The 18,335-nt window shown below is 59.7% G+C and carries 16 protein-coding genes, 4 tRNA genes and 1 pseudogene; 14 read left to right on the top strand and 7 right to left on the bottom strand.

Translation table 11 applies throughout. The features are described 5' to 3' along the window. Positions 1-16 precede the first annotated feature (16 nt). Positions 17-1,123: pseudogene (locus AACY30_RS27600) on the top strand (HAMP domain-containing protein); the annotation flags it as partial. Further along, positions 1,103-1,984 carry a methyl-accepting chemotaxis protein gene (locus AACY30_RS27595; protein WP_445261446.1) on the top strand — a complete coding sequence of 294 codons (882 nt, stop codon included), beginning with the start codon at positions 1,103-1,105 and terminating at the stop codon, positions 1,982-1,984. The pseudogene AACY30_RS27600 and the gene AACY30_RS27595, both read left to right, overlap by 21 nt. 36 nt (positions 1,985-2,020) lie before the next feature. Here the strand turns inward: AACY30_RS27595 and AACY30_RS19545 are convergent, their stop codons facing one another. Together AACY30_RS19545 and AACY30_RS19540 are read right to left on the bottom strand one after the other, a co-directional pair. Continuing rightward, positions 2,021-2,833 carry an alpha/beta fold hydrolase gene (locus tag AACY30_RS19545; protein ID WP_339470320.1) on the bottom strand — a complete coding sequence of 271 codons (813 nt, stop codon included), beginning with the start codon at positions 2,831-2,833 and terminating at the stop codon, positions 2,021-2,023. A gap of 117 nt (positions 2,834-2,950) precedes the next feature. Then, positions 2,951-3,721 carry a hypothetical protein gene (locus AACY30_RS19540; protein WP_339470319.1) on the bottom strand — a complete coding sequence of 257 codons (771 nt, stop codon included), beginning with the start codon at positions 3,719-3,721 and terminating at the stop codon, positions 2,951-2,953. 359 nt (positions 3,722-4,080) lie between these two features. On the opposite strand from AACY30_RS19540, the gene AACY30_RS19535 reads away from it, so the two are divergent. From AACY30_RS19535 to AACY30_RS19520, 4 genes are all read left to right on the top strand, one after another. After that, positions 4,081-4,156, top strand: a tRNA-Glu gene (locus AACY30_RS19535). A gap of 4 nt (positions 4,157-4,160) precedes the next feature. Then, positions 4,161-4,236 (top strand) — tRNA-Gly (locus tag AACY30_RS19530). Between the two features lie 104 nt (positions 4,237-4,340). Continuing rightward, positions 4,341-4,416 (top strand) — tRNA-Glu (locus tag AACY30_RS19525). A 3-nt stretch (positions 4,417-4,419) separates the two neighbouring features. After that, positions 4,420-4,495 (top strand) — tRNA-Gly (locus tag AACY30_RS19520). 306 nt (positions 4,496-4,801) lie between these two features. Here AACY30_RS19520 and AACY30_RS19515 read toward each other — a convergent pair. Beyond that, entirely contained in the window at positions 4,802-6,541 is a 1,740-nt protein-coding gene (locus AACY30_RS19515; RefSeq protein ID WP_339470318.1) for a dipeptidase, read from the bottom strand. Between the two features lie 227 nt (positions 6,542-6,768). Next, complete coding sequence (locus AACY30_RS19510) at positions 6,769-7,395, bottom strand: alanyl-tRNA editing protein (protein WP_339470317.1); 627 nt, start codon at positions 7,393-7,395, stop codon at positions 6,769-6,771. Between the two features lie 89 nt (positions 7,396-7,484). Here AACY30_RS19510 and AACY30_RS19505 point away from each other — a divergent pair, with 89 nt between their 5' ends. Beyond that, positions 7,485-8,417, top strand: a complete 933-nt coding sequence (locus AACY30_RS19505) for a LysR family transcriptional regulator (RefSeq protein WP_339470316.1) — start codon at positions 7,485-7,487, stop codon at positions 8,415-8,417. A 91-nt stretch (positions 8,418-8,508) separates the two neighbouring features. On the opposite strand, the gene AACY30_RS19500 is transcribed toward AACY30_RS19505, so the two are convergent. After that, complete coding sequence (locus AACY30_RS19500; protein WP_339470314.1) at positions 8,509-8,916, bottom strand: PA2817 family protein; 408 nt, start codon at positions 8,914-8,916, stop codon at positions 8,509-8,511. Positions 8,917-8,991: 75 nt separating this feature from the next. Then, positions 8,992-11,439: an acyl-CoA dehydrogenase gene (locus AACY30_RS19495; protein ID WP_339540974.1), complete on the bottom strand. Its 2,448-nt coding sequence runs from the start codon at positions 11,437-11,439 to the stop codon at positions 8,992-8,994. Positions 11,440-11,597: 158 nt separating this feature from the next. Between AACY30_RS19495 and AACY30_RS19490 the strand changes: the two genes are divergently transcribed. The 4 genes from AACY30_RS19490 to AACY30_RS19475 all read left to right on the top strand — a co-directional run bounded on the left by AACY30_RS19490 (position 11,598) and on the right by AACY30_RS19475 (position 14,777). Beyond that, complete coding sequence (locus AACY30_RS19490) at positions 11,598-12,257, top strand: transglutaminase-like domain-containing protein (protein WP_339470313.1); 660 nt, start codon at positions 11,598-11,600, stop codon at positions 12,255-12,257. 57 nt (positions 12,258-12,314) lie between these two features. Further along, a complete protein-coding gene (locus AACY30_RS19485; RefSeq protein ID WP_339470311.1) occupies positions 12,315-12,932 on the top strand; it encodes a glutathione S-transferase family protein in 618 nt (205 codons plus the stop codon). Positions 12,933-13,068: 136 nt separating this feature from the next. Then, complete coding sequence (locus AACY30_RS19480; RefSeq protein WP_339540973.1) at positions 13,069-14,001, top strand: ABC transporter ATP-binding protein; 933 nt, start codon at positions 13,069-13,071, stop codon at positions 13,999-14,001. Further along, entirely contained in the window at positions 13,998-14,777 is a 780-nt protein-coding gene (locus tag AACY30_RS19475; protein WP_339470308.1) for an ABC transporter permease, read from the top strand. The genes AACY30_RS19480 and AACY30_RS19475 overlap by 4 nt, the downstream gene beginning before the upstream one ends. Before the next feature lie 69 nt (positions 14,778-14,846). On the opposite strand, the gene AACY30_RS19470 is transcribed toward AACY30_RS19475, so the two are convergent. After that, positions 14,847-15,386, bottom strand: a complete 540-nt coding sequence (locus tag AACY30_RS19470; protein WP_339470306.1) for a TetR/AcrR family transcriptional regulator — start codon at positions 15,384-15,386, stop codon at positions 14,847-14,849. A gap of 91 nt (positions 15,387-15,477) precedes the next feature. On the opposite strand from AACY30_RS19470, the gene AACY30_RS19465 reads away from it, so the two are divergent. The 3 genes from AACY30_RS19465 to AACY30_RS19455 all read left to right on the top strand — a co-directional run bounded on the left by AACY30_RS19465 (position 15,478) and on the right by AACY30_RS19455 (position 18,281). Continuing rightward, positions 15,478-16,671 carry an MFS transporter gene (locus tag AACY30_RS19465; protein ID WP_339470305.1) on the top strand — a complete coding sequence of 398 codons (1,194 nt, stop codon included), beginning with the start codon at positions 15,478-15,480 and terminating at the stop codon, positions 16,669-16,671. Between the two features lie 43 nt (positions 16,672-16,714). Further along, positions 16,715-17,026, top strand: a complete 312-nt coding sequence (locus AACY30_RS19460; RefSeq protein ID WP_339470304.1) for a cupin domain-containing protein — start codon at positions 16,715-16,717, stop codon at positions 17,024-17,026. A gap of 106 nt (positions 17,027-17,132) precedes the next feature. After that, positions 17,133-18,281 carry a TDT family transporter gene (locus tag AACY30_RS19455; RefSeq protein ID WP_339436688.1) on the top strand — a complete coding sequence of 383 codons (1,149 nt, stop codon included), beginning with the start codon at positions 17,133-17,135 and terminating at the stop codon, positions 18,279-18,281. Positions 18,282-18,335 lie beyond the last annotated feature (54 nt).

Below are 18,335 nucleotides of genomic sequence, written 5' to 3'. Positions count from 1 at the left end.
AGAGGATCCAAGTGCAATGATTTCGGCCGTGCAACGACATTTCGCCAACCTCGGTATGGCAAAGAAACTGGGCTTGGGCTTCATGCTGGTATTGCTGCTGACCGCGTTGGTCGCGGCCATCGGCGTGTGGTCCCTGCAATCCGTTGGACAGCGTTTCGAAGGCCTCAAGGCCATGTCTTCGCTCAATAGCGGCCTGCTCAAGGTGCGCCTGATCGAGCAGGACTACGCATTGCATGCCGACCCCAAGGCCGTCGATGCCCTGCATGAAAGTGTCGATACCCTGGCAGCGCTCGCGGCCAGCCTCAAGGCTCAATCGCCCGCCAACGTGCCGGTGATGACCGATGTCGAGCAAGCCTTGGCGCAATACCGCAAGGCATTCGATGAGTTTGTCGAATTGACCCAGACCAAGGACTTGGCCCTGGAAATGGCCAGTTGGTCGGTGTCCAGCGTGGCGAACAACCTAGACGTCTTGCAGGCCGGGCTGGCAGATGACGGTGCCTATGGCCTGAAGGAAAGCCAGGGCAAGGAGGGCGCTGAGTTTATCGAGCAGGCGGGACAGGTCAGCCAAGTCTCACGCTTGATGTTGCAAGCCATGAACGAAGCCCATGTGCGTCTGGATCAGAGCCGCAAAGTGAGCGAGGAAGACACCGAGCAGGGCAAGATCGAGCAGGCCAACCAGGCCCTGGCGCAGGTTGAGCAACTGAAGACCTCGGTAAAGGACTCGGGCTACCAGACCGTGCTCAACGAAGTCTCCGGGCATATTGCCGCGTTCACTGAAAAGCTCGGCGAATACACCGGCCTGCTGGCGCAGGAGAAAGTGGTCTACAAACAGTTGCATGATCGGGCGGAGCAAGTGGTCAGCCGGGTCAACCAGGCTTACAGCGCCGAAGATCAGTCGATGCAGGCGCAGTTAAAGAAAAGCGCAGGGCTGATCATCGGTTCTTCGGCCCTGGCACTGCTGGTAGGTTTGATTGCGGCGTGGGTGATAACCCGATTGATCGTCGCGCCGCTGCGCAGTGTGATCGCCGTGGCCCAGCAGATCGCCGCCGGCGACTTGAGCGGGCGCATGGACGTCAGTCGTCGCGATGAAATCGGCCAGTTGATGCAGGCGATGCAGCAGATGGGCAGTGGCTTGAGCCAAATGGTCAGCGGCCTGCAAGCCGGTATCGAACAACTGGCCAGCTCGGCGCATTCATTGTCCAGCGTCACCGAGCAGACCAATATCGAAGTCAGCAGCCAAAAAGAAGAAACCGAACAGGTTGCCACGGCGATGAACCAGATGACCGCCACCGTGCACGACGTGGCGCGCAATGCCGAAGAGGCCGCGCAAGCCGCGCAGACGGCGGATGACAAAGTCGACAGTGGCCAACGGGTGGTGCGCCAAAGCCTGCAGCGCATCGAATTACTGGCCACCTCCAGCACCAGTGCCAGCACCAGCATCGAGAGCCTGAGCGCAGAGATCCAGCATATAGGCACCGTGTTGAGCGTCATCAAAAGCGTGGCTGAACAGACCAACCTGCTGGCCCTTAACGCCGCCATCGAAGCCGCCCGCGCGGGCGAACAGGGGCGGGGGTTTGCGGTGGTCGCCGATGAGGTGCGCGCGTTGGCCCAGCGCACCCAGCAATCCACGGAAGAAATCGAGCGGTTGGTCAGTACCTTGCGCAGTGCGGCGCAGTCGTCCGTGCAGCAGATCCAGCAAAGCGGCGAGCTGGTGAAGCTGGCAGTGAGCGATGCGCTGGAAACCGAAAGCGCCCTGGGCAGCATCGCGGCGGCGGTGTCGTTGATCCAGCAGATGAACCAGCAGATTGCCGCTGCGGCCGAGGAACAAAGCTCGGTGGCCGAAGAGATCAACCGCAGCGTCACCAGTATCCGTGCCAGTGCGGATCAGTCGGCGCTGAGCATGCAGGGCAACGCTGCGTCGAGTATTCAACTGGCGCAGTTGGGGGCGGAGCTCAAGGGCATGGTGGGGCATTTTCGCCTGTGATCGCAGCGTGTTGGCTGCGATCACAGGGTAGGGCGGTCAGGCGTGGTTGGCCAGGAAGGTCAGCAGCGCTTCGTTGACGAAGTCCGGATGTTCCCTCGCACTGATATGGCCGGCCTGCGGAATCAGGATCAGGCTGCAGCCGATCAGACCGGCCATCTCCTCGGACTCGGCGGGAGGGCGCGGTTTGTCCTGTTCGCCACACATTACCAACGTAGTGTTGGCCTCCAGGCGTGGCAACTGCGCCAGCACATCCTCGCGACTGAAGATCAACCGGCCCAGGGGCACGATGCTGCGCAGCAGGCGCTCTTTGGAGTAACCCTGCAATTGCTTGCGGAAATCCTGGTACAGCGCTGATTCGCGATCGATGCCTGGGCGGAAGAAGATCGGAGTAATAACATCCAGCAAAGGTTCGGGGATGGCGCCGGCGTCTTCGATCATCTTGAACAGCGAGAAATAGTACTGGCGCGTGGCCTCGGGCTCGGCGCCGAGGTAGGTGTCCATCAGCACCAGGCTGTTGACCCGCTCGGGTGCGAGCAACGCCAGCCGCGCACCCCACATGCCACCGACCGAGAGACCCACCAGGTTGATGTGTGAAATGTCCAACTGGTCCAGCAGGGCCAGGGCCTGGCGTGCGAGGTCGTCGAGGGAATGGGTTTGCGCCGGCAGCGGGCCGGACTCGCCATGGCCCCACAGCTCGGGCACGATCACGCGGTACTGTTGCGACAGGGCTTCGACCTGCGGCGACCACATGTCGCGGTCCCACAGGTAGCTTGAGCCCAGCAGGACGACGGGGCCGCAGCCCTGGTCGACGTAGTGCAGCGGTTGTCCATCAATGACGGCGACAGGCATAGCAGGCCTCTGACTTCACGGAGTGAGGGGCACTTTTTTACGCTAGTCGAGGGGCGGGGGATAGATGCAAAGTGATGGCATGTGGCGAACAGCGTTCGCCACATGGAGAGGGGCCAATCAGTCGTAGATGGCTTTTTTCTTCCATTCCGCGTCGGCGTCGACCACTTTGAGGCCTTCGGTCAATTCGTTGACCTCGTCTTGGGCAGGCTTGCTGTTGGTCAGTACCGTGGAGTTGGCGCGGACCAGTTGGGCTTCCAGTTGTTGCAGCTGTGCGCTGTAGATCGCCGGCTCCGGTTGTTTGCGCAGGTACTGCACGCCACGTTCGAATGCCAGGCGCGCCTGGCCCGGCTGGCTTTGCTGCAAAGCGTGCTGGCCGAGGTTGTTGAAGAACTCGATATGCAGCAACACCAGGATATGGCGGATTTCCTTGATCCAGTGCTTGGCCTCGTTGGTCGACAGGAAGCCGTCCTGAGCAGCGCGGGTGACCTGGCCGTGCAGGGCTTCAAGCAGGAAACGCACGTCCTTGGCCTTGGCTTCGGTCTGGATCGGCGCGGGCGGGTTGCTCACCGGGATCGATTCACCCTGAGCCACCAGCGCATTCAGCTCGGCGATGCGGGCCTTGATCGGTGCGCTGGTCTTGTTGAGGTTCAACAGCCGCTGGTTAACGTTGAGCTCCAGTCGGGTCAGCAACAGTTTGAGCGCCGGGGTCATCAACTGGCCAGGAAAGGTCTCGGTGATTTCACCGCAGCGGCGCAGCCGATCATTGAGTTCGATTTCGCTACGTTTCTTTTCCAGCTTGTTGTTTTCCACCACGTGGTTCATATAGCCAATGGCAATCAGTATGGCGATAACGGCTATTACCAACAGGGTGATCATGAGTGGTGTCACCGGTGTGACCTCTTTATAGGGTTTACAGTGGAGTGTAGTGACTGGGCGTTCCGGCGGATAGAACTGATCGACCAGTTGCCCAGGTAGTTTGCTTCTATATAGATAGGCGTTCCCTGCATGGATGCACATTGCCATCATTTTCCGGAGTGAACTATAGCGTCTTGTCGGGCGCCAGAATATAGGCGCCAAAGCCCGAACACGCATAACGCCTGCACAAGTCCGGAAAGCAGGGCGAAGTCATTGATTTAAATAAATTTATCCTTGGGGGTTGACGACCTTTCAATCCATCCATAGAATGCGCGCCACTTACAGCGTAAAGCACACAGCGAAACGCGGTAGGGAGTGAATATTGTACGTGTGTCCCCTTCGTCTAGTGGCCTAGGACACCGCCCTTTCACGGCGGTAACAGGGGTTCGAGTCCCCTAGGGGACGCCAATATGCGGGAATAGCTCAGTTGGTAGAGCACGACCTTGCCAAGGTCGGGGTCGCGAGTTCGAGTCTCGTTTCCCGCTCCAAATTTAAGCAGTGTTGCTCTCGGGCGACACTGAGTGAAACCAGGGCATGATCTTCGGATTTAATCTCTGGGCACTGAAATACACACCATGTATTTCAGTAGCGTGTCCCCTTCGTCTAGTGGCCTAGGACACCGCCCTTTCACGGCGGTAACAGGGGTTCGAGTCCCCTAGGGGACGCCATTTGCGGGAATAGCTCAGTTGGTAGAGCACGACCTTGCCAAGGTCGGGGTCGCGAGTTCGAGTCTCGTTTCCCGCTCCATATTCAACGAAAACGCCGGTCAGAGATGATCGGCGTTTTTGTGTGTGTCGATTTTTTATTCCTGAGTGTGCAGCCAGGCCGCCCGGTGGCGTCCACCACGATATCCAGGCCATGGAGCAGCAACAGGTCGCGCCACCCAAAGGGAGCCAGGCGTGTACAGGCACGTTCTACAGCGTTGAGCAGAGACATCCCGATTCGTCCGACAGAGTCAGAGGGCAGGGTACGCAAGAGGATTCAGCGTGGTAACTGACCGAACCGCTAGGTCAGCGCCAAAAGGACCCGCCAGGTTGACGGGTCCGGCGAGGGTCAGAGCTTCGGCAACTGCCCGATACGGGCCATCATTTCTGTGACAATCTGCAAGTCCAGCAAGAACTGGTCGACGGTCTTGAACTCATTGTCGGTGTGCCCGGTGTACTTTACTTCCGGCCGCGCCAGGCCGAATTGCACGCCGTTCGGCAGTTCGTGCACGGACGTTGCGCCGGCCGAGGTACCGAACTTGTGCTCCATGCCGAGATTTTCGCTGGCCACTGCCAAGAGTGCTTTCACCCATTCACCTTCCGGGTTGCGGAACATCGGTTCGGCCACCGAGTAGGTAAAGTCCACGTCAACCTTGGTTTTCCTGTCCCAGGCGCTCAACTTTTCGGCGATTTCTGCCTTGAGTTTCTCCGGGGATTTGCCCTTCGGCACACGCAGGTTCACCGCCAGTTTGAAGGCTTTGTCATCCAGGCCAACAAAGGTCAGCGAGGTGGTCAGCGGCCCCATGAATTCGTCAGAGAAGCCCACGCCCAGCTTGCCGCCGAGGTAGTCCAGGCCCCAGTTGTCAGACGCATAACGTGCGGCATCGGTAATGTGGTTGTGCTTGAGTGCGATTTTGCCGTCGATGCTGTGGATCAGTTCCAGCATGCGCGATACCGGGTTGATGCCGGACTCCGGCTCGGACGAGTGAGCCGAAACACCAGTGACTGTCAGCTTGACGTCTTTACCGTCGACCTTGGTGGCGACCTCGAAATCACCGCCGTTACGCTTGGCATATTCAGTGCCGGCCTTTTGCAGGCTGGCGGCCAATTCGGCAGGTTTGTCGCTGACAAACGTTGCAACCGAAGCCGACGGGATTTGGTTAGTCGCCATGCCGCCGGTCATCGAGATGATTTCCGCGCCTTTGCCTTCAGGCTTGCGACGCGGGAAGGTTGCCATCACCGTGCCGTAGCCTTTCTCGGCAATCACCACCGGGTAGCCGCCATCCAGCGCGAGGTTGTATTGCGGCGTCGGGTTCTTTTCAAAGTAATACGGAATTGCGTCGCCGGAGGTTTCTTCGGTGGTGTCCACCAGCAGCTTGAAGTTACGCGCCAGCGCCAGCTTCTCTTCCTTGATGACCTTCATGGCATACAGGGCTACCACAATGGCGTTTTTGTCATCCTCGGTGCCACGGCCGTACATGCGGTCGCCGATCAGCGTGACCTTGAACGGATCTAGCTTGGTGCCGTCTTTCAGCACCCAGTTTTCCGGCGTTACCGGTACCACATCGGCGTGGGCATGGATGCCGACCACCTCATCGCCGCTGCCTTCCAGAGAAATTTCGTACACACGATTGTCGATATTGCGGAAATTCAGGTTGAAGGCCTTGGCGAGGTCTTGGATCTTGCCGGCGATCTTGATGAATTCCGGATTTTTATACTGCGGTAGACCGTCCACATTGAAGGTCGGAATTTCCACTAGTTCGCGCAGGGTTTCGGTGGCGGCCTTGCCGTACTTCACCCGCGTATAGATGCCCAGCAGCCGATTGATTTCGTTCTGCTGGTCGGCGCTCAGGGTTTTGTTGTCGAGAAAGGCATTGATCGCCGGGCCCACATCGCTGGTCTTGCCAAGGTCGCCGTTGCCCAGGGCACCGAGGAAACCACGAAAATCAGTGACGGAGGTTTCGCTGAAACTCTTGAGAATCGCCGTGCTTTGGTCGGGGGTGATAGTGGCGAAAGCTGGGCCAGAGATGGCCGATAGGCTCGCCGCGAACAGGGTGGCAGCCGCCAGTTGCTTGAGTGGAAAGTGCATGGAGGGACGCATTCCTTTGCTGGTAGTCAGTAGAAGATTTCTGATCGAAGTGTCAGAAATATTTCCACACACTACCACCTCCTTTTTCCATGGGCGAGGGGGTCGAACGGACCTGTAGAAGCAGGCTTGCCGGCAATGGTCGTCAACGACGACGCGAATTGACCGGCTAACCGACGTGCCTGGGCTATTTGCAGTTGCACGCGCACTTGCGGAATATAGGCGTCTTCTCAGTCGATTTCGTAGCGAACGCAGAGCGCGCCCTTTTTCTCCGACACGGCCAGGATGGTCACCTGGCCCAACTCGCTCAATGTCTGCACATGAGTACCGCCGCAGGCATACGCGGGTAATTCGCCGAAGCCGACTTCGCGAGTGCCGTCTTTGAGGCTCATATGGCGTGGGGAGTCCGCAGCGATCCATTGGTTGACCTGCTGTTGAATCGCCGCGGCCTCCATGACCTGCGCAGTTTCACCACGGATAAAGGTGATCTTGCCTTCGCCTGGCCAGTGATGGGCCTTGATCGGGATCCAACCCAAGGTCTCGCCCACGTTGCCGATCAAGTGCCCGGCGGAATGCAGCCGGGTGTGCAGCGCGCGGCGTTGTTCATCGACCCGCGCGGTGATCGGGCCCGGTTCCAGTGGCCGGTCGACGTAGTGCACTACGCGATCGGCTTCCTGGGTGACGCGCAGTACAGTGCTGTCACCGAGCCAGCCGGTATCGAAGGGTTGTCCGCCGCCCTGGGGGTGAAAAATGGTCGAGTGCAGGATGACTGCAAACTGGTCCTCGTGCGGGGTGCAACCCAGTACTTCAAGCTCGGCAGTCAGGTGGTCGTGGGTGAAAAACAGGCGCTCGGTCATTATCTACATCCGTATCAGGGTTCTACCGACAGTATAAATAGTGCGCAAATGGGTGATAATCCGCCAAATCGTCAATGGACCTGTGCACCATGAGCATCAATCTACCTTTGCCGCTGCTGGGCGAAATGGCGATTTTCGTCAATGTGGTGGAGGCCGGCAGCTTCTCCGAAGCCGCTCGGCAGATGGGCGCTTCACCCTCCTCGGTGAGCCGCAGCATCTCGCGCCTGGAGAGAGCCCTGGCGACTCGGTTGCTGCAACGTACCACACGCAAATTGCGCTTGAGCGAGGGTGGGGAAGAGGTGTTCAAGCGCTGCCAGGAAATGGTCAGCGCGGCGCGTTCGGTGATGGAGATCAGCGGCCAGTTCACCCATGAAGCCGAAGGGCTGGTGCGGGTCAGCGTGCCCAAGGCGGTGGGGCGGTTTGTGGTGCACCCGCACATGCCGGAGTTCCTGCGGCGTTATCCCAAGGTAGATGTGCAGTTGATCCTCGAGGACCGGCCGGTGGACCTGATTGATGACAATATCGACTTGAGTATTCGCATCACCGACAGCCCGCCGCCGGGGTTGGTGGGCCGGCAGTTACTGCCTATCGAGCATTTGTTGTGCGCGACACCGCAGTACCTGGACGAGCACGGTACGCCGGGCCACCCTCATGATTTGTTGGAGCACAGTTGCATCTATCTGGGGGAAACGCCGGGGGATTCTCGCTGGAGACTCCGCCAGGCCGGCAAGGCAGTGACGGTTGCCGTGCGCGGGCGTTATGCGGCGAACCATACCGGTGTGCGCTTGGATGCGGTGTTGCAGCATGTAGGGATTGGCAGCTTGCCGTATTTCACGGCGCGCCATGCCTTGGAAGAGGGGCGGTTGGTGCAGGTGTTGGCGGGGTGGGACTTTATTGCGTCCTATCATGGCGAGGCGTGGTTGCTGCATTCACCCACGCGGTATCTGCCACCGAAGTTGCGGGTGTTTATCGATTATCTGGTGGAGTGTATGGCAAAGGAGCCGACACTGCGTCGTCGGTAGATGTGGGAGCTGGCTAGCCTGCGATGGCATCACCTCGGCTCAACTGCAGACCGAGTTGCCTGCATCGCAGGCAAGCCAGCTCCCACAGGAATCAGTGCTTGCTCTGGTCTTGCGGCATGGCCAGCAGCTGTTTTTCGCGGTTCCAGTCGAACGGCTCGTCGTTTTGTTCGGCTTCGAAGCGACGTTCTTCCAGGGCCTGGTACAGGTCCAGTTCTTCGTCTGGCATAAAGTGCAGGCAGTCACCGCCAAAGAACCACAGCAGGTCGCGCGGCACCAAGTGGGCAATTTGTGGGTAGCGCAGGATGACTTGGCTCATCAGGTCCTGGCCCAGGTACTGGCTTTCGATCGGATCAATCGGCAGCTGGGCGCGCAATTCGTCAAAACGCTCCAGAAAAAGCGTATGGCTTTCCTCGGGCACCTGATCGGCTTCGCCGACGGCAACCAGGATGCTGCGCAAGTGGTCGAGCAAGACGAGATGATCGGCAACGATGTTGGACACGAGATAAGTCCTCTAAAGCAAAAACGGGCGCGAGAGTATATAGCTCTCACGCCCGTATTTATATGACCGCTGGGGTCAGCGGACTTTACCCTCGGCCTGGGTCAGCTCTTCCTTGCTGAAATCATCCACGTCGATGACCTTGCGCCGTGCCGCTTCGGCATCACGCAAAGATTGCGCCTCGGCCGGTTGCAATACCCCGGCGTGCAGCGCCGCGTCGATGGCATGTTCCCCGGCAGCCGGTTTGACCTGGCCGCTTTTTAACGCGGTGTGCAGTTTTTTCTGCAGTGGATGGCTCGCGCCGAGCAGGTCGTAGGCATGCTGCAGGGCACCCACTGGGTCTTCCGCCGATTGCGGGCGGTAGCAGCCAGCGAGCAGTTCTTCCAGGGTTGGGTCGCCTTTGGCACGGCCGATTACTGCGGCCACTTCGGCATCCAGTGCATCGGACGGACCGGTATGGCGACGGCCGAACGGGAACACGATCACCCGCAGCAGGCAGCCCAGGACCCTGTTCGGGAAGTTGCTCAGCAGTTCATCCAATGCCCGCTCCGACTCGCCGAGGCTCTCTTCCATGGCCCAGGTGAACAGCGGTTGCAGATGATCCGGTGAATCGAGGTCGTGATAACGCTTGAGTGCGGCCGAGGCCAGGTACATATGGCTCAGTACATCACCCAGGCGTGCCGACAGGCGTTCGCGGCGCTTCAACTCGCCACCCAGCAGCATCATGCTCAGGTCGGCCAGCAGCGCGAACGCGGCAGCCTGACGGTTCAATGCGCGGAAATACCCCTGGCTCAAACGGTTGCCCGGCGCTTTCTCGAAATGACCTACGCCGAGGTTCAGCACCAGGGTGCTGGCGGCGTTGCTCACGGCGAAACCGATATGTTGCATCAGCAGGCTGTCGAATTCCTTCAGCGCCTGGTCATGGTCTTCGCGACCGGCCAGGGCCATTTCCTTGAGCACGAACGGATGGCAACGGATGGCGCCTTGGCCGAAGATCATCAGGTTGCGCGAGAGGATGTTCGCGCCTTCCACGGTGATGAAGATCGGCGCGCCTTGCCAGCTGCGGCCCAGGTAATTGTTCGGGCCCATGATGATGCCCTTGCCACCGTGCACGTCCATGGCGTGGCTGATGCACTCGCGGCCACGTTCGGTGAGGTGGTACTTGAGGATCGCCGACAGTACCGAAGGTTTCTCCCCCAGGTCCACGGCATTAGCGGTCAGCATGCGCGCGCTGTCCATCAGCCAGGCGTTGCCACCGATGCGGGCCAGGGCTTCCTGGATACCTTCGAAGGCCGACAATGGCACGTTGAACTGTTCGCGCACCTGCGCATATTGGCCGGTCACCAGACTGGTGAACTTGGCGGCGCCGGTCCCGACGGCGGGCAGTGAAATCGAACGGCCCACCGACAGGCAGTTCATCAGCATCATCCAGCCCTTGCCGAGCATTTCCTGGCCGCCGATGAGGTACTCCAGGGGAATGAACACATCCTTGCCGGAGTTGGGGCCGTTCATGAAGGCGGCCCCGAGGGGGAGGTGGCGGCGGCCGATTTCCACGCCGGGGGTGTCGGTCGGGATCAGCGCCAGGCTGATGCCCAGGTCTTCTTCTTCACCCAGCAGGTGCTCTGGGTCATGGGCCTTGAAGGCCAAGCCCAGCAGGGTCGCGACCGGGCCGAGGGTGATGTAGCGTTTTTCCCAGTTCAAGCGCAGGCCGAGGGTTTCCTTGCCTTCCCATTCACCCTTGCAGATCACGCCGGTGTCGGGCATGGCGCCAGCGTCGGAACCCGCCAGCGGGCCGGTCAACGCAAAGCAAGGGATGTCATCGCCACGGGCCAGGCGCGGCAGGTAATGGTTACGTTGTTCGTCGGTGCCGTAGTGCAGCAGCAGTTCGGCCGGGCCGAGGGAGTTGGGCACCATCACGGTGGACGCAAGGTCGCCGCTGCGGGTGGCGAGTTTCATCGCGACTTGGGAGTGGGCATAAGCCGAGAAGCCCTTGCCGCCATATTCCTTGGGAATGATCAGCGCGAAAAAGCCGTGGGTCTTGATGTGTTCCCAGGCAGCCGGCGGCAAGTCCATGGCCTGGCCGATTTCCCAATCGCTGACCATGGCGCAGAGTTCTTCGGTCGGGCCGTCGATAAACGCCTGTTCTTCTTCGGTCAGTTGGACCTTGGGATAGGCCAGCAACTTGTCCCAGTCAGGGCGACCACTGAACAGCTCGCCGTCCCACCACACCGTGCCGGCTTCGATGGCGTCGCGCTCGGTTTCGGACATCGGCGGCAGGACTTTCTGGAACCAGCTGAACAGCGGCTTGGTGAAGTATTGGCGGCGCAGATCGGGTAGCAACAGCGGCGCGGCCACAACCGCGATCAACACCCAGAAGATCAGTAGCAGCCAACCCGGTGCGTGGCTCCAGGCGCCCATCGCCAGCAAGTACACGGCGACCACGCCCAGAGCGGGCAGGGGGGCGACGCGGCGGTGTGCGAGGTAGGCAATGCCGACCACCAGCACCAGTATCCACAACAACAGCATATTCAATCCTCCGTGAAACCAGGGGCGAAACCACCAGGGAGCTTAGTCGGCATCCGAGCAAGCGGGGTGATCAGGGTGTAACGAGATTTGGCCGATTCGTCGTTAACTCCACCGCAGGCCTGTGGTTAGACTCCAGGCTTCCTTCGGAGATAACACTCATGGATACGTACCTGAGTTCCAGCCGCTTCATCGATAGTGACCACCCTGCGGTGGTGGAGTTCGCCGAAAAACATCGCGGAACTCGTGCGAATTTAAGTGACCAGGCAGTCAGCCTTTACTACGCCGTGCGTGAGGCGATTCGCTACAACCCCTACACCTTCAGTCGCGATCCTGACACATTAAGTGCCAGCTTCGCCCTGTCCACCGGCGAAAGCTACTGCGTGCCCAAGGCCACGTTGCTCGCGGCCTGTGCCCGCCACTGCGGTATCCCGGCGCGCATCGGCCTGGCGGACGTGCGCAATCACTTGTCGACCCCGCGCCTGCTCGCCTTGCTCAAAAGTGACGTGTTTGCCATGCACGGTTATACCGAGCTTTACCTAAATGATCGCTGGGTCAAAGCCACGCCCGCGTTCAACAGGCAACTGTGCGATGTGTTCGACGTGCCGCCGCTGGATTTTGACGGGATCAACGACAGCGTTTTCCACGCTTTCAACCGCCAGGGCCAGCGTTCAATGGAGTACGTGGTCGACCATGGGCAATTCCCTGACGTACCCGAGGCGTTTTTTTTCGCCCATATCCAGCGGTGTTACCCGCACCTGTTTGCCGAGGATATGCCGCCCCTGCTTGGCGATATGCACAGCGATTTGAGCCGCGCCTGAACCGGCGTATGCTGCTGCGTTCATCCAGCCATGTTCATCAACAATGAAGGCGCGGTCATGCTGAAAATCTGGGGGCGTAAAAATTCATCAAACGTCAGGAAAGCGCTGTGGTGCGCCGAGGAGCTCGGCCTGGGCTATGAGGCAATCGATGCGGGCGGCGCTTTTGGTGTAGTCGACACACCGCAATACCGAGCGTTGAACCCCAACGGTCGGGTGCCGATGATCGAAGACGGCGACTTTGTGCTGTGGGAATCCAACACCATCGTGCGCTACCTCTGCGCCAAACAGGCGTCCAACTGGTACCCGAGTGACTTGAAAGCCCGCGCCAACGCGGAGAAGTGGATGGACTGGACCACTTCCACTTTCGCCGAACCCTTCAAGATCGTGTTCTGGGGCGTGCTGCGCACCCCGGCCGAAAAACAGAACTGGGACAGCATCCACGCCGGGCGCCAAACCTGTATCGATGTGCTCAAGACCGTTGACGAGGCGCTCGCCGCGCAGCCGTATCTGTCGGGCAATGAGATCGGCATGGGCGATATCCCCTTGGGAAGTTTCATCTACGCCTGGTTTGAAATGCCCATCGAACGGCCTGAAATGCCCCATCTAGAGGCCTGGTACCAGCGCCTGCAAAAACGGCCGGCCTACCGCAAAGCGGTCATGACCGCGTTGACTTAATACTGACTATTAATACAGGTGACTGTACTTGTGCCGCGCGGGCAAGCACCATGCCCGCCATGCATCGTGGGTTGAACTACCTGCGCTGCGCCCTCATCTACTCTTTCTATTCCCTTCTTTTGGTGCGTATCCCGATATGAGTTCCGCTCTGTCCATCCGGCAGCTAACCAAAACCTACGGCAACGGTTTCCAGGCCCTGAGTGGTATCGATCTGGACGTTGCCGAAGGTGACTTCTTCGCCTTGCTCGGCCCCAACGGCGCCGGCAAATCCACCACCATCGGCATCCTCTCGACCCTGGTTAACAAGACCAGCGGCTCGGTGAATATCTTCGGCCATGACCTGGACAAATCCCCGGCCGCGCTCAAGCGTTCCATCGGCGTGGTGCCCCAGGAATTCAACTTCAACCAGTTTGAAAAGACCTTCGATATCGTCGTGACCCAGGCGGGCTACTACGGCATCCCGGCGAAAATCGCCAAGGAGCGCGCCGAGCAATACCTGACCCAACTGGGCCTGTGGGACAAGCGCGATGTGCCCTCGCGCTCGCTGTCTGGTGGCATGAAACGCCGCCTGATGATCGCCCGCGCGCTGGTGCATGAGCCGCGTCTTCTCATCCTTGATGAGCCCACTGCTGGCGTGGATATCGAGCTGCGTCGTTCGATGTGGACATTCCTCACCGAGCTTAACGAGAAAGGCATCACTATCATCCTCACCACCCACTACCTGGAGGAGGCTGAGCAGCTGTGCCGCAACATCGGCATCATCGACCATGGCACCATCGTCGAGAACACCAGCATGCGTAACCTGCTGGGCCAGTTGCACGTGGAAACCTTTTTGCTCGACCTGAAAAATCACCTGTCGGTGGCGCCGCAACTGATGGGCTACCCAAGTCGTCTGCTGGACAGCCACACCCTGGAAGTGCAGGTGGACAAAGCCATGGGCATCACCGCGCTGTTTACGCAGTTGGCGACCCAGAACATCGAAGTGCTGAGCCTGCGTAATAAAACCAATCGCCTTGAGGAGTTGTTCGTGTCCCTGGTGGAGAAAAATCTGGCGAAGGTGGCGGTATGAGTTCCGAACTGCAACCCAACCTCGTCGCGCTGCAAACCATCGTCTATCGCGAAGTGAAGCGCTTTACCCGGATCTGGCCGCAGACCTTGCTGCCGCCGGCGATCACCATGGTCCTGTACTTCGTGATCTTCGGTAATCTGATCGGCCGGCAGATCGGTGACATGGGTGGTTTCACCTACATGGAATACATCGTGCCGGGCCTGATCATGATGTCGGTGATCACCAACTCCTACGGCAACGTGGTCTCCAGTTTCTTCGGCAGCAAGTTCCAGCGCTCGATTGAAGAATTGATGGTGTCGCCGGTGTCGCCACACACCATCCTGATCGGCTACACCGCCGGTGGTGTGCTGCGTGGCCTGATGGTCGGCGTGATCGTGACGTTGTTGTCGCTGTTCTTCACCCACCTGCAAGTGCATCACCTCGGGGTCACCATTCTGGTGGTGGTTCTGACGGCGACGATCTTCTCGCTGCTGGGTTTCATCAACGCCGTGTTTGCACGCAACTTCGATGATATTTCGATCATTCCGACCTTCGTGCTGACGCCGCTGACTTACCTCGGTGGCGTGTTCTACTCGATCACCTTGCTGCCGCCGTTTTGGCAGACCGTATCGCTGGCCAACCCGGTGCTGCACATGGTCAACGCTTTCCGCTACGGTATTTTGGGTGTGTCGGATATCAAGATCAGCGTGGCGATTACGTTCATGTTGGTGGCGACCGTGGTGCTGTATATGGGCTGCGCGAAGCTGCTAGTGAGCGGGCGCGGGATGCGTACGTAAGCGCTGACCTAAACGCGGTCAAAAATGTGGGGGCGGGCCCGCTCCCATATTTGGTTTTGTGCAAGGGCTTCAGACCTTCAGTGCCAGTTCGATCAGCCTATGCAGCTGTTCAACCGTCAGCGGCGCGGTCGAGAATAGAATACGAAACACCGTTGGCGCCGCCAGCAGGTTGATTAGGTGATCCACGCTCGGCGGGCTGCTGTCCGGATAGCGATCGACAATCGCCTGAAACTGCCCGCTCAGGATGCTCACGCAGTAGCCTGGCGTAATCATGCACTGCACATCACGCATCATGTTCCGCCCAGGCTCAGAACTCATCTCATCCAGATACTGCTCGGCCCAGGCCTGCAAATCGCCGCGCAGGCTGCCGGTGTTCGCCGGCTCGCTGTCCGGGCGCATCCGTGCCAACGCCACATCCGCCAGCAACACAGAAAGGTCGCCCCAACGCCGGTAGATGGTCGACGGCGTCACCCCCGCGCGCGCAGCGATCATCGGCACAGTGACGCTGGAGCGCTCATGGGCTTCGAGCAGTTCACGCACGGCTGAATGGACGGATTCTTGTACCCGGGCACTGCGGCCCCCCGGGCGGAGGCCTTCTTTTATCGCCATGTGTAAAACCTTAACACAAAGAATTTGCTTTAAGCCCAGCCTGGTAGCACACTCCATAAAAGCAAAATATTAGCTTTAGCGGAGTGTGCGCATGTCCAACCCTATTTCTCAGCGTTACAGCCTGGTGTTCCTTGCGATCACCTTGCTGACGTTTCTTGCCGCCTCCAGTGCGCCGACGCCGTTGTACCACCTGTATCAGGAAGGCCTGCATTTTTCCGCAGGCATGCTCACGCTGATCTTTGGTGTCTATGCGCTGAGTCTCCTGGCGGCGCTGCTGACCGTCGGCTCACTATCGGATCACCTGGGACGCAAGCCGGTGATCTTCGCTGCATTGATCCTTAACATGCTGGCGATGCTGCTGTTTATCAATGAAGGCAGCGTGGCCTGGTTGATCGCCGCACGTACGCTGCAGGGCTTTGCTACGGGCATGGCCACTGCCGTGCTGGGCGCGGCACTGCTCGACACGGATCGCCAGCAAGGTCCACTGGTCAACAGCGTGGCGCCGCTGCTGGGCATGGCGTGCGGTGCAATGGGCAGCAGTCTGCTGGTGGAATTCGCGCCGCTGCCGACCCAGTTGATCTACTGCACGCTGTTCGTGCTGATGCTGTTGCAGGCCGTGTACGTATGGCGCCTGCCGGAAACCGTCAGCCGTATCCCCGGCGCACTGGCTTCGCTGTGTCCGACCTTACATGTACCGCCGCAAGCGCGCCGGGCCTTGTGGTTGTCGCTGCCGGTGGATGTGGCGGTGTGGGCGATGGGCGGATTCTACCTGTCCCTGGCGCCGTCACTCGTACGGGCCGCCACCGGTTCGACCTCCAACCTGATCGGCGGCGGCCTGGTGGCGGTGTTGACCTTGAGCGGCGCATTGATGATCTTCACGCTGCGCAATCGACCGGCCGACAAAGTGCTACGCCTTGGGGCCGGCTTGCTGGCAGTCGGTGTGGCGCTGATCCTCACGGCCGTGCACAGCGCCAGCCTGGCGTTGTTTTTTATCGCCACCCTGATCGCCGGCAGTGGTTTTGGCGCAGGCTTCCTCGGTGCCCTGCGCAGTGTGGTGCCGCTGGCCTTGTCCCATGAGCGTGCGGGTTTGATGTCGGCGTTTTATGTGCTGAGTTACCTGGCGTTCTGCCTGCCGTCTTTGCTGGCGGGCAACCTGATTCGCAGCTTTGGTTTGATCGTCACCACCGATGGTTACGGCGCGGTACTCATACTGCTGTCCCTCGGCGCACTGGTCGGGCTGCTGTTGCAGGATTCGGCGCGCGCCAAGGCGACGACACGCGGCTGATAGGTAATAATCGCCTCTCGTATCGCCCGATCGAGATTCAAGCATGAAGATCATCCGCAGCAAGGACTTCACCGGCAGCCGCGCCTGGGAGGCGTTGGATATCGCCAATATGAACGGCATCACCACGCGCTTGCACTGGACTGACCAGCCGTATCGCTGGCACATCAATGACGGCGAGGAAGTGTTCGTGGTGCTGGATGGCCGGGTGCAGATGCACTACCGCGACAACGGCTTCGAACAGGTGGCGGAGTTGGGCGTAGGGGATATCTTCTATGCCAGTGTCGGCACCGAGCATGTGGCCCATCCCCAAGGCCCGGCGCGTATTCTGGTGATTGAGTGCGAAGGCAGCATTTAGGCTATATCTACAACGTAGATAACAGATAGAGATATTACCCGTTATATAGATATTCGATCGGGTTCTATCATGGTCTCAACCTCATGCGAGGAAGAGGATTGCCATCATGACCTGCTCGAATACCATCAGTTACAAACCCTTCAGTCACCTGACCCGTCCTCGGGAAGTGATTCGCCAGTTCACCCCCAACTGGTTTGCCGCGACCATGGGCACGGGCGTGCTGGCGCTGGCGCTGGCGCAGTTGCCGGTCAACCTGCCAGGTTTGTACGCCATCGCCGAAGCGCTGTGGTTGTTCACCGTCGGCCTGTTCGTGTTGTTCAGCGTGTTGTACGCAGCCCGCTGGGTGATGTTTTTCCACGAGGCGCGGCGGATTTTCGGGCACTCCACGGTGTCGATGTTCTTCGGCACTATCCCCATGGGGCTCGCGACCATTCTCAATGGCTTGCTGCTGTTCGGCCTGCCGCGTTGGGGCAGCGACGTGATCCCGCTGGCTGAAGCGCTGTGGTGGCTGGATGTCGCGATGGCCTTGGCCTGCGGCGTGCTTATCCCGTTCATGATGTTCACCCGCCAGGAACACAGCATCGACCAGATGACGGCCGTTTGGCTGCTGCCCGTGGTTGCCGCCGAAGTCGCCGCCGCCAGCGGCGGCCTGCTGGCCCCGCACCTGGCGGACGCCCATTCGCAACTGGTGATGCTGGTGACCAGCTACGTGCTGTGGGCGTTTTCCCTGCCGGTGGCGTTCAGCATCCTGACCATCCTGATGCTGCGCATGGCCCTGCATAAATTGCCCCACGCCAATATGGCCGCGTCGAGCTGGCTGGCGCTAGGCCCCATCGGCACCGGTGCCTTGGGCATGTTGTTGCTGGGGGGAGATGCGCCGGCGATCTTCGCGGCCAATGGCTTGCCGGGTGTCGGTGAAATGGCTAACGGCCTCGGGCTGGTGGCGGGCATTACACTGTGGGGCTTTGGCCTTTGGTGGATGCTGATCGCCGTACTGATTACCCTGCGTTACCTGCGCGCCGGTATCCCGTTCAACCTGGGTTGGTGGGGCTTCACTTTCCCCTTGGGGGTTTACGCCTTGTCCACACTGAAGCTGGCGAGCCTGCTGCACCTGGGGTTCTTCAGTGTGTTCGGCTGTCTGTTGGTGGTGGCGTTGACGCTGATGTGGCTGATCGTCGCTAAACGCACGGTGCAGGGCGCCTATAAAGGTGAGCTTTTTGTTTCGCCATGCATTGCAGGACTAGCGAATAAGTAAGCCGGATTAGGTAAAGTCGTGGCCTGAATCGATAACAGGCCACGCAGGAACACG

The organism is Pseudomonas sp. RA_5y_Pfl1_P24, assembly GCF_963970945.1.
Lineage (GTDB): Bacteria > Pseudomonadota > Gammaproteobacteria > Pseudomonadales > Pseudomonadaceae > Aquipseudomonas > Aquipseudomonas tritici.
This window is presented reverse-complemented; position numbering and strand designations above follow the sequence as displayed.

What these genes read in the sequence shown, in the direction of transcription:
- AACY30_RS27595 (WP_445261446.1), top strand. Translation starts at nt 1,103, where the DNA reads ATGCAGGCGATGCAGCAGATGGGCAGTGGCTTGAGCCAAATGGTCAGC.
- AACY30_RS19545 (WP_339470320.1), bottom strand. Translation starts at nt 2,833, where the DNA reads ATGCCTGTCGCCGTCATTGATGGACAACCGCTGCACTACGTCGACCAG.
- AACY30_RS19515 (WP_339470318.1), bottom strand. Translation starts at nt 6,541, where the DNA reads ATGCACTTTCCACTCAAGCAACTGGCGGCTGCCACCCTGTTCGCGGCG.
- AACY30_RS19510 (WP_339470317.1), bottom strand. Translation starts at nt 7,395, where the DNA reads ATGACCGAGCGCCTGTTTTTCACCCACGACCACCTGACTGCCGAGCTT.
- AACY30_RS19505 (WP_339470316.1), top strand. Translation starts at nt 7,485, where the DNA reads ATGAGCATCAATCTACCTTTGCCGCTGCTGGGCGAAATGGCGATTTTC.
- AACY30_RS19495 (WP_339540974.1), bottom strand. Translation starts at nt 11,439, where the DNA reads ATGCTGTTGTTGTGGATACTGGTGCTGGTGGTCGGCATTGCCTACCTC.
- AACY30_RS19490 (WP_339470313.1), top strand. Translation starts at nt 11,598, where the DNA reads ATGGATACGTACCTGAGTTCCAGCCGCTTCATCGATAGTGACCACCCT.
- AACY30_RS19485 (WP_339470311.1), top strand. Translation starts at nt 12,315, where the DNA reads ATGCTGAAAATCTGGGGGCGTAAAAATTCATCAAACGTCAGGAAAGCG.
- AACY30_RS19480 (WP_339540973.1), top strand. Translation starts at nt 13,069, where the DNA reads ATGAGTTCCGCTCTGTCCATCCGGCAGCTAACCAAAACCTACGGCAAC.
- AACY30_RS19475 (WP_339470308.1), top strand. Translation starts at nt 13,998, where the DNA reads ATGAGTTCCGAACTGCAACCCAACCTCGTCGCGCTGCAAACCATCGTC.
- AACY30_RS19470 (WP_339470306.1), bottom strand. Translation starts at nt 15,386, where the DNA reads ATGGCGATAAAAGAAGGCCTCCGCCCGGGGGGCCGCAGTGCCCGGGTA.
- AACY30_RS19465 (WP_339470305.1), top strand. Translation starts at nt 15,478, where the DNA reads ATGTCCAACCCTATTTCTCAGCGTTACAGCCTGGTGTTCCTTGCGATC.
- AACY30_RS19460 (WP_339470304.1), top strand. Translation starts at nt 16,715, where the DNA reads ATGAAGATCATCCGCAGCAAGGACTTCACCGGCAGCCGCGCCTGGGAG.
- AACY30_RS19455 (WP_339436688.1), top strand. Translation starts at nt 17,133, where the DNA reads ATGACCTGCTCGAATACCATCAGTTACAAACCCTTCAGTCACCTGACC.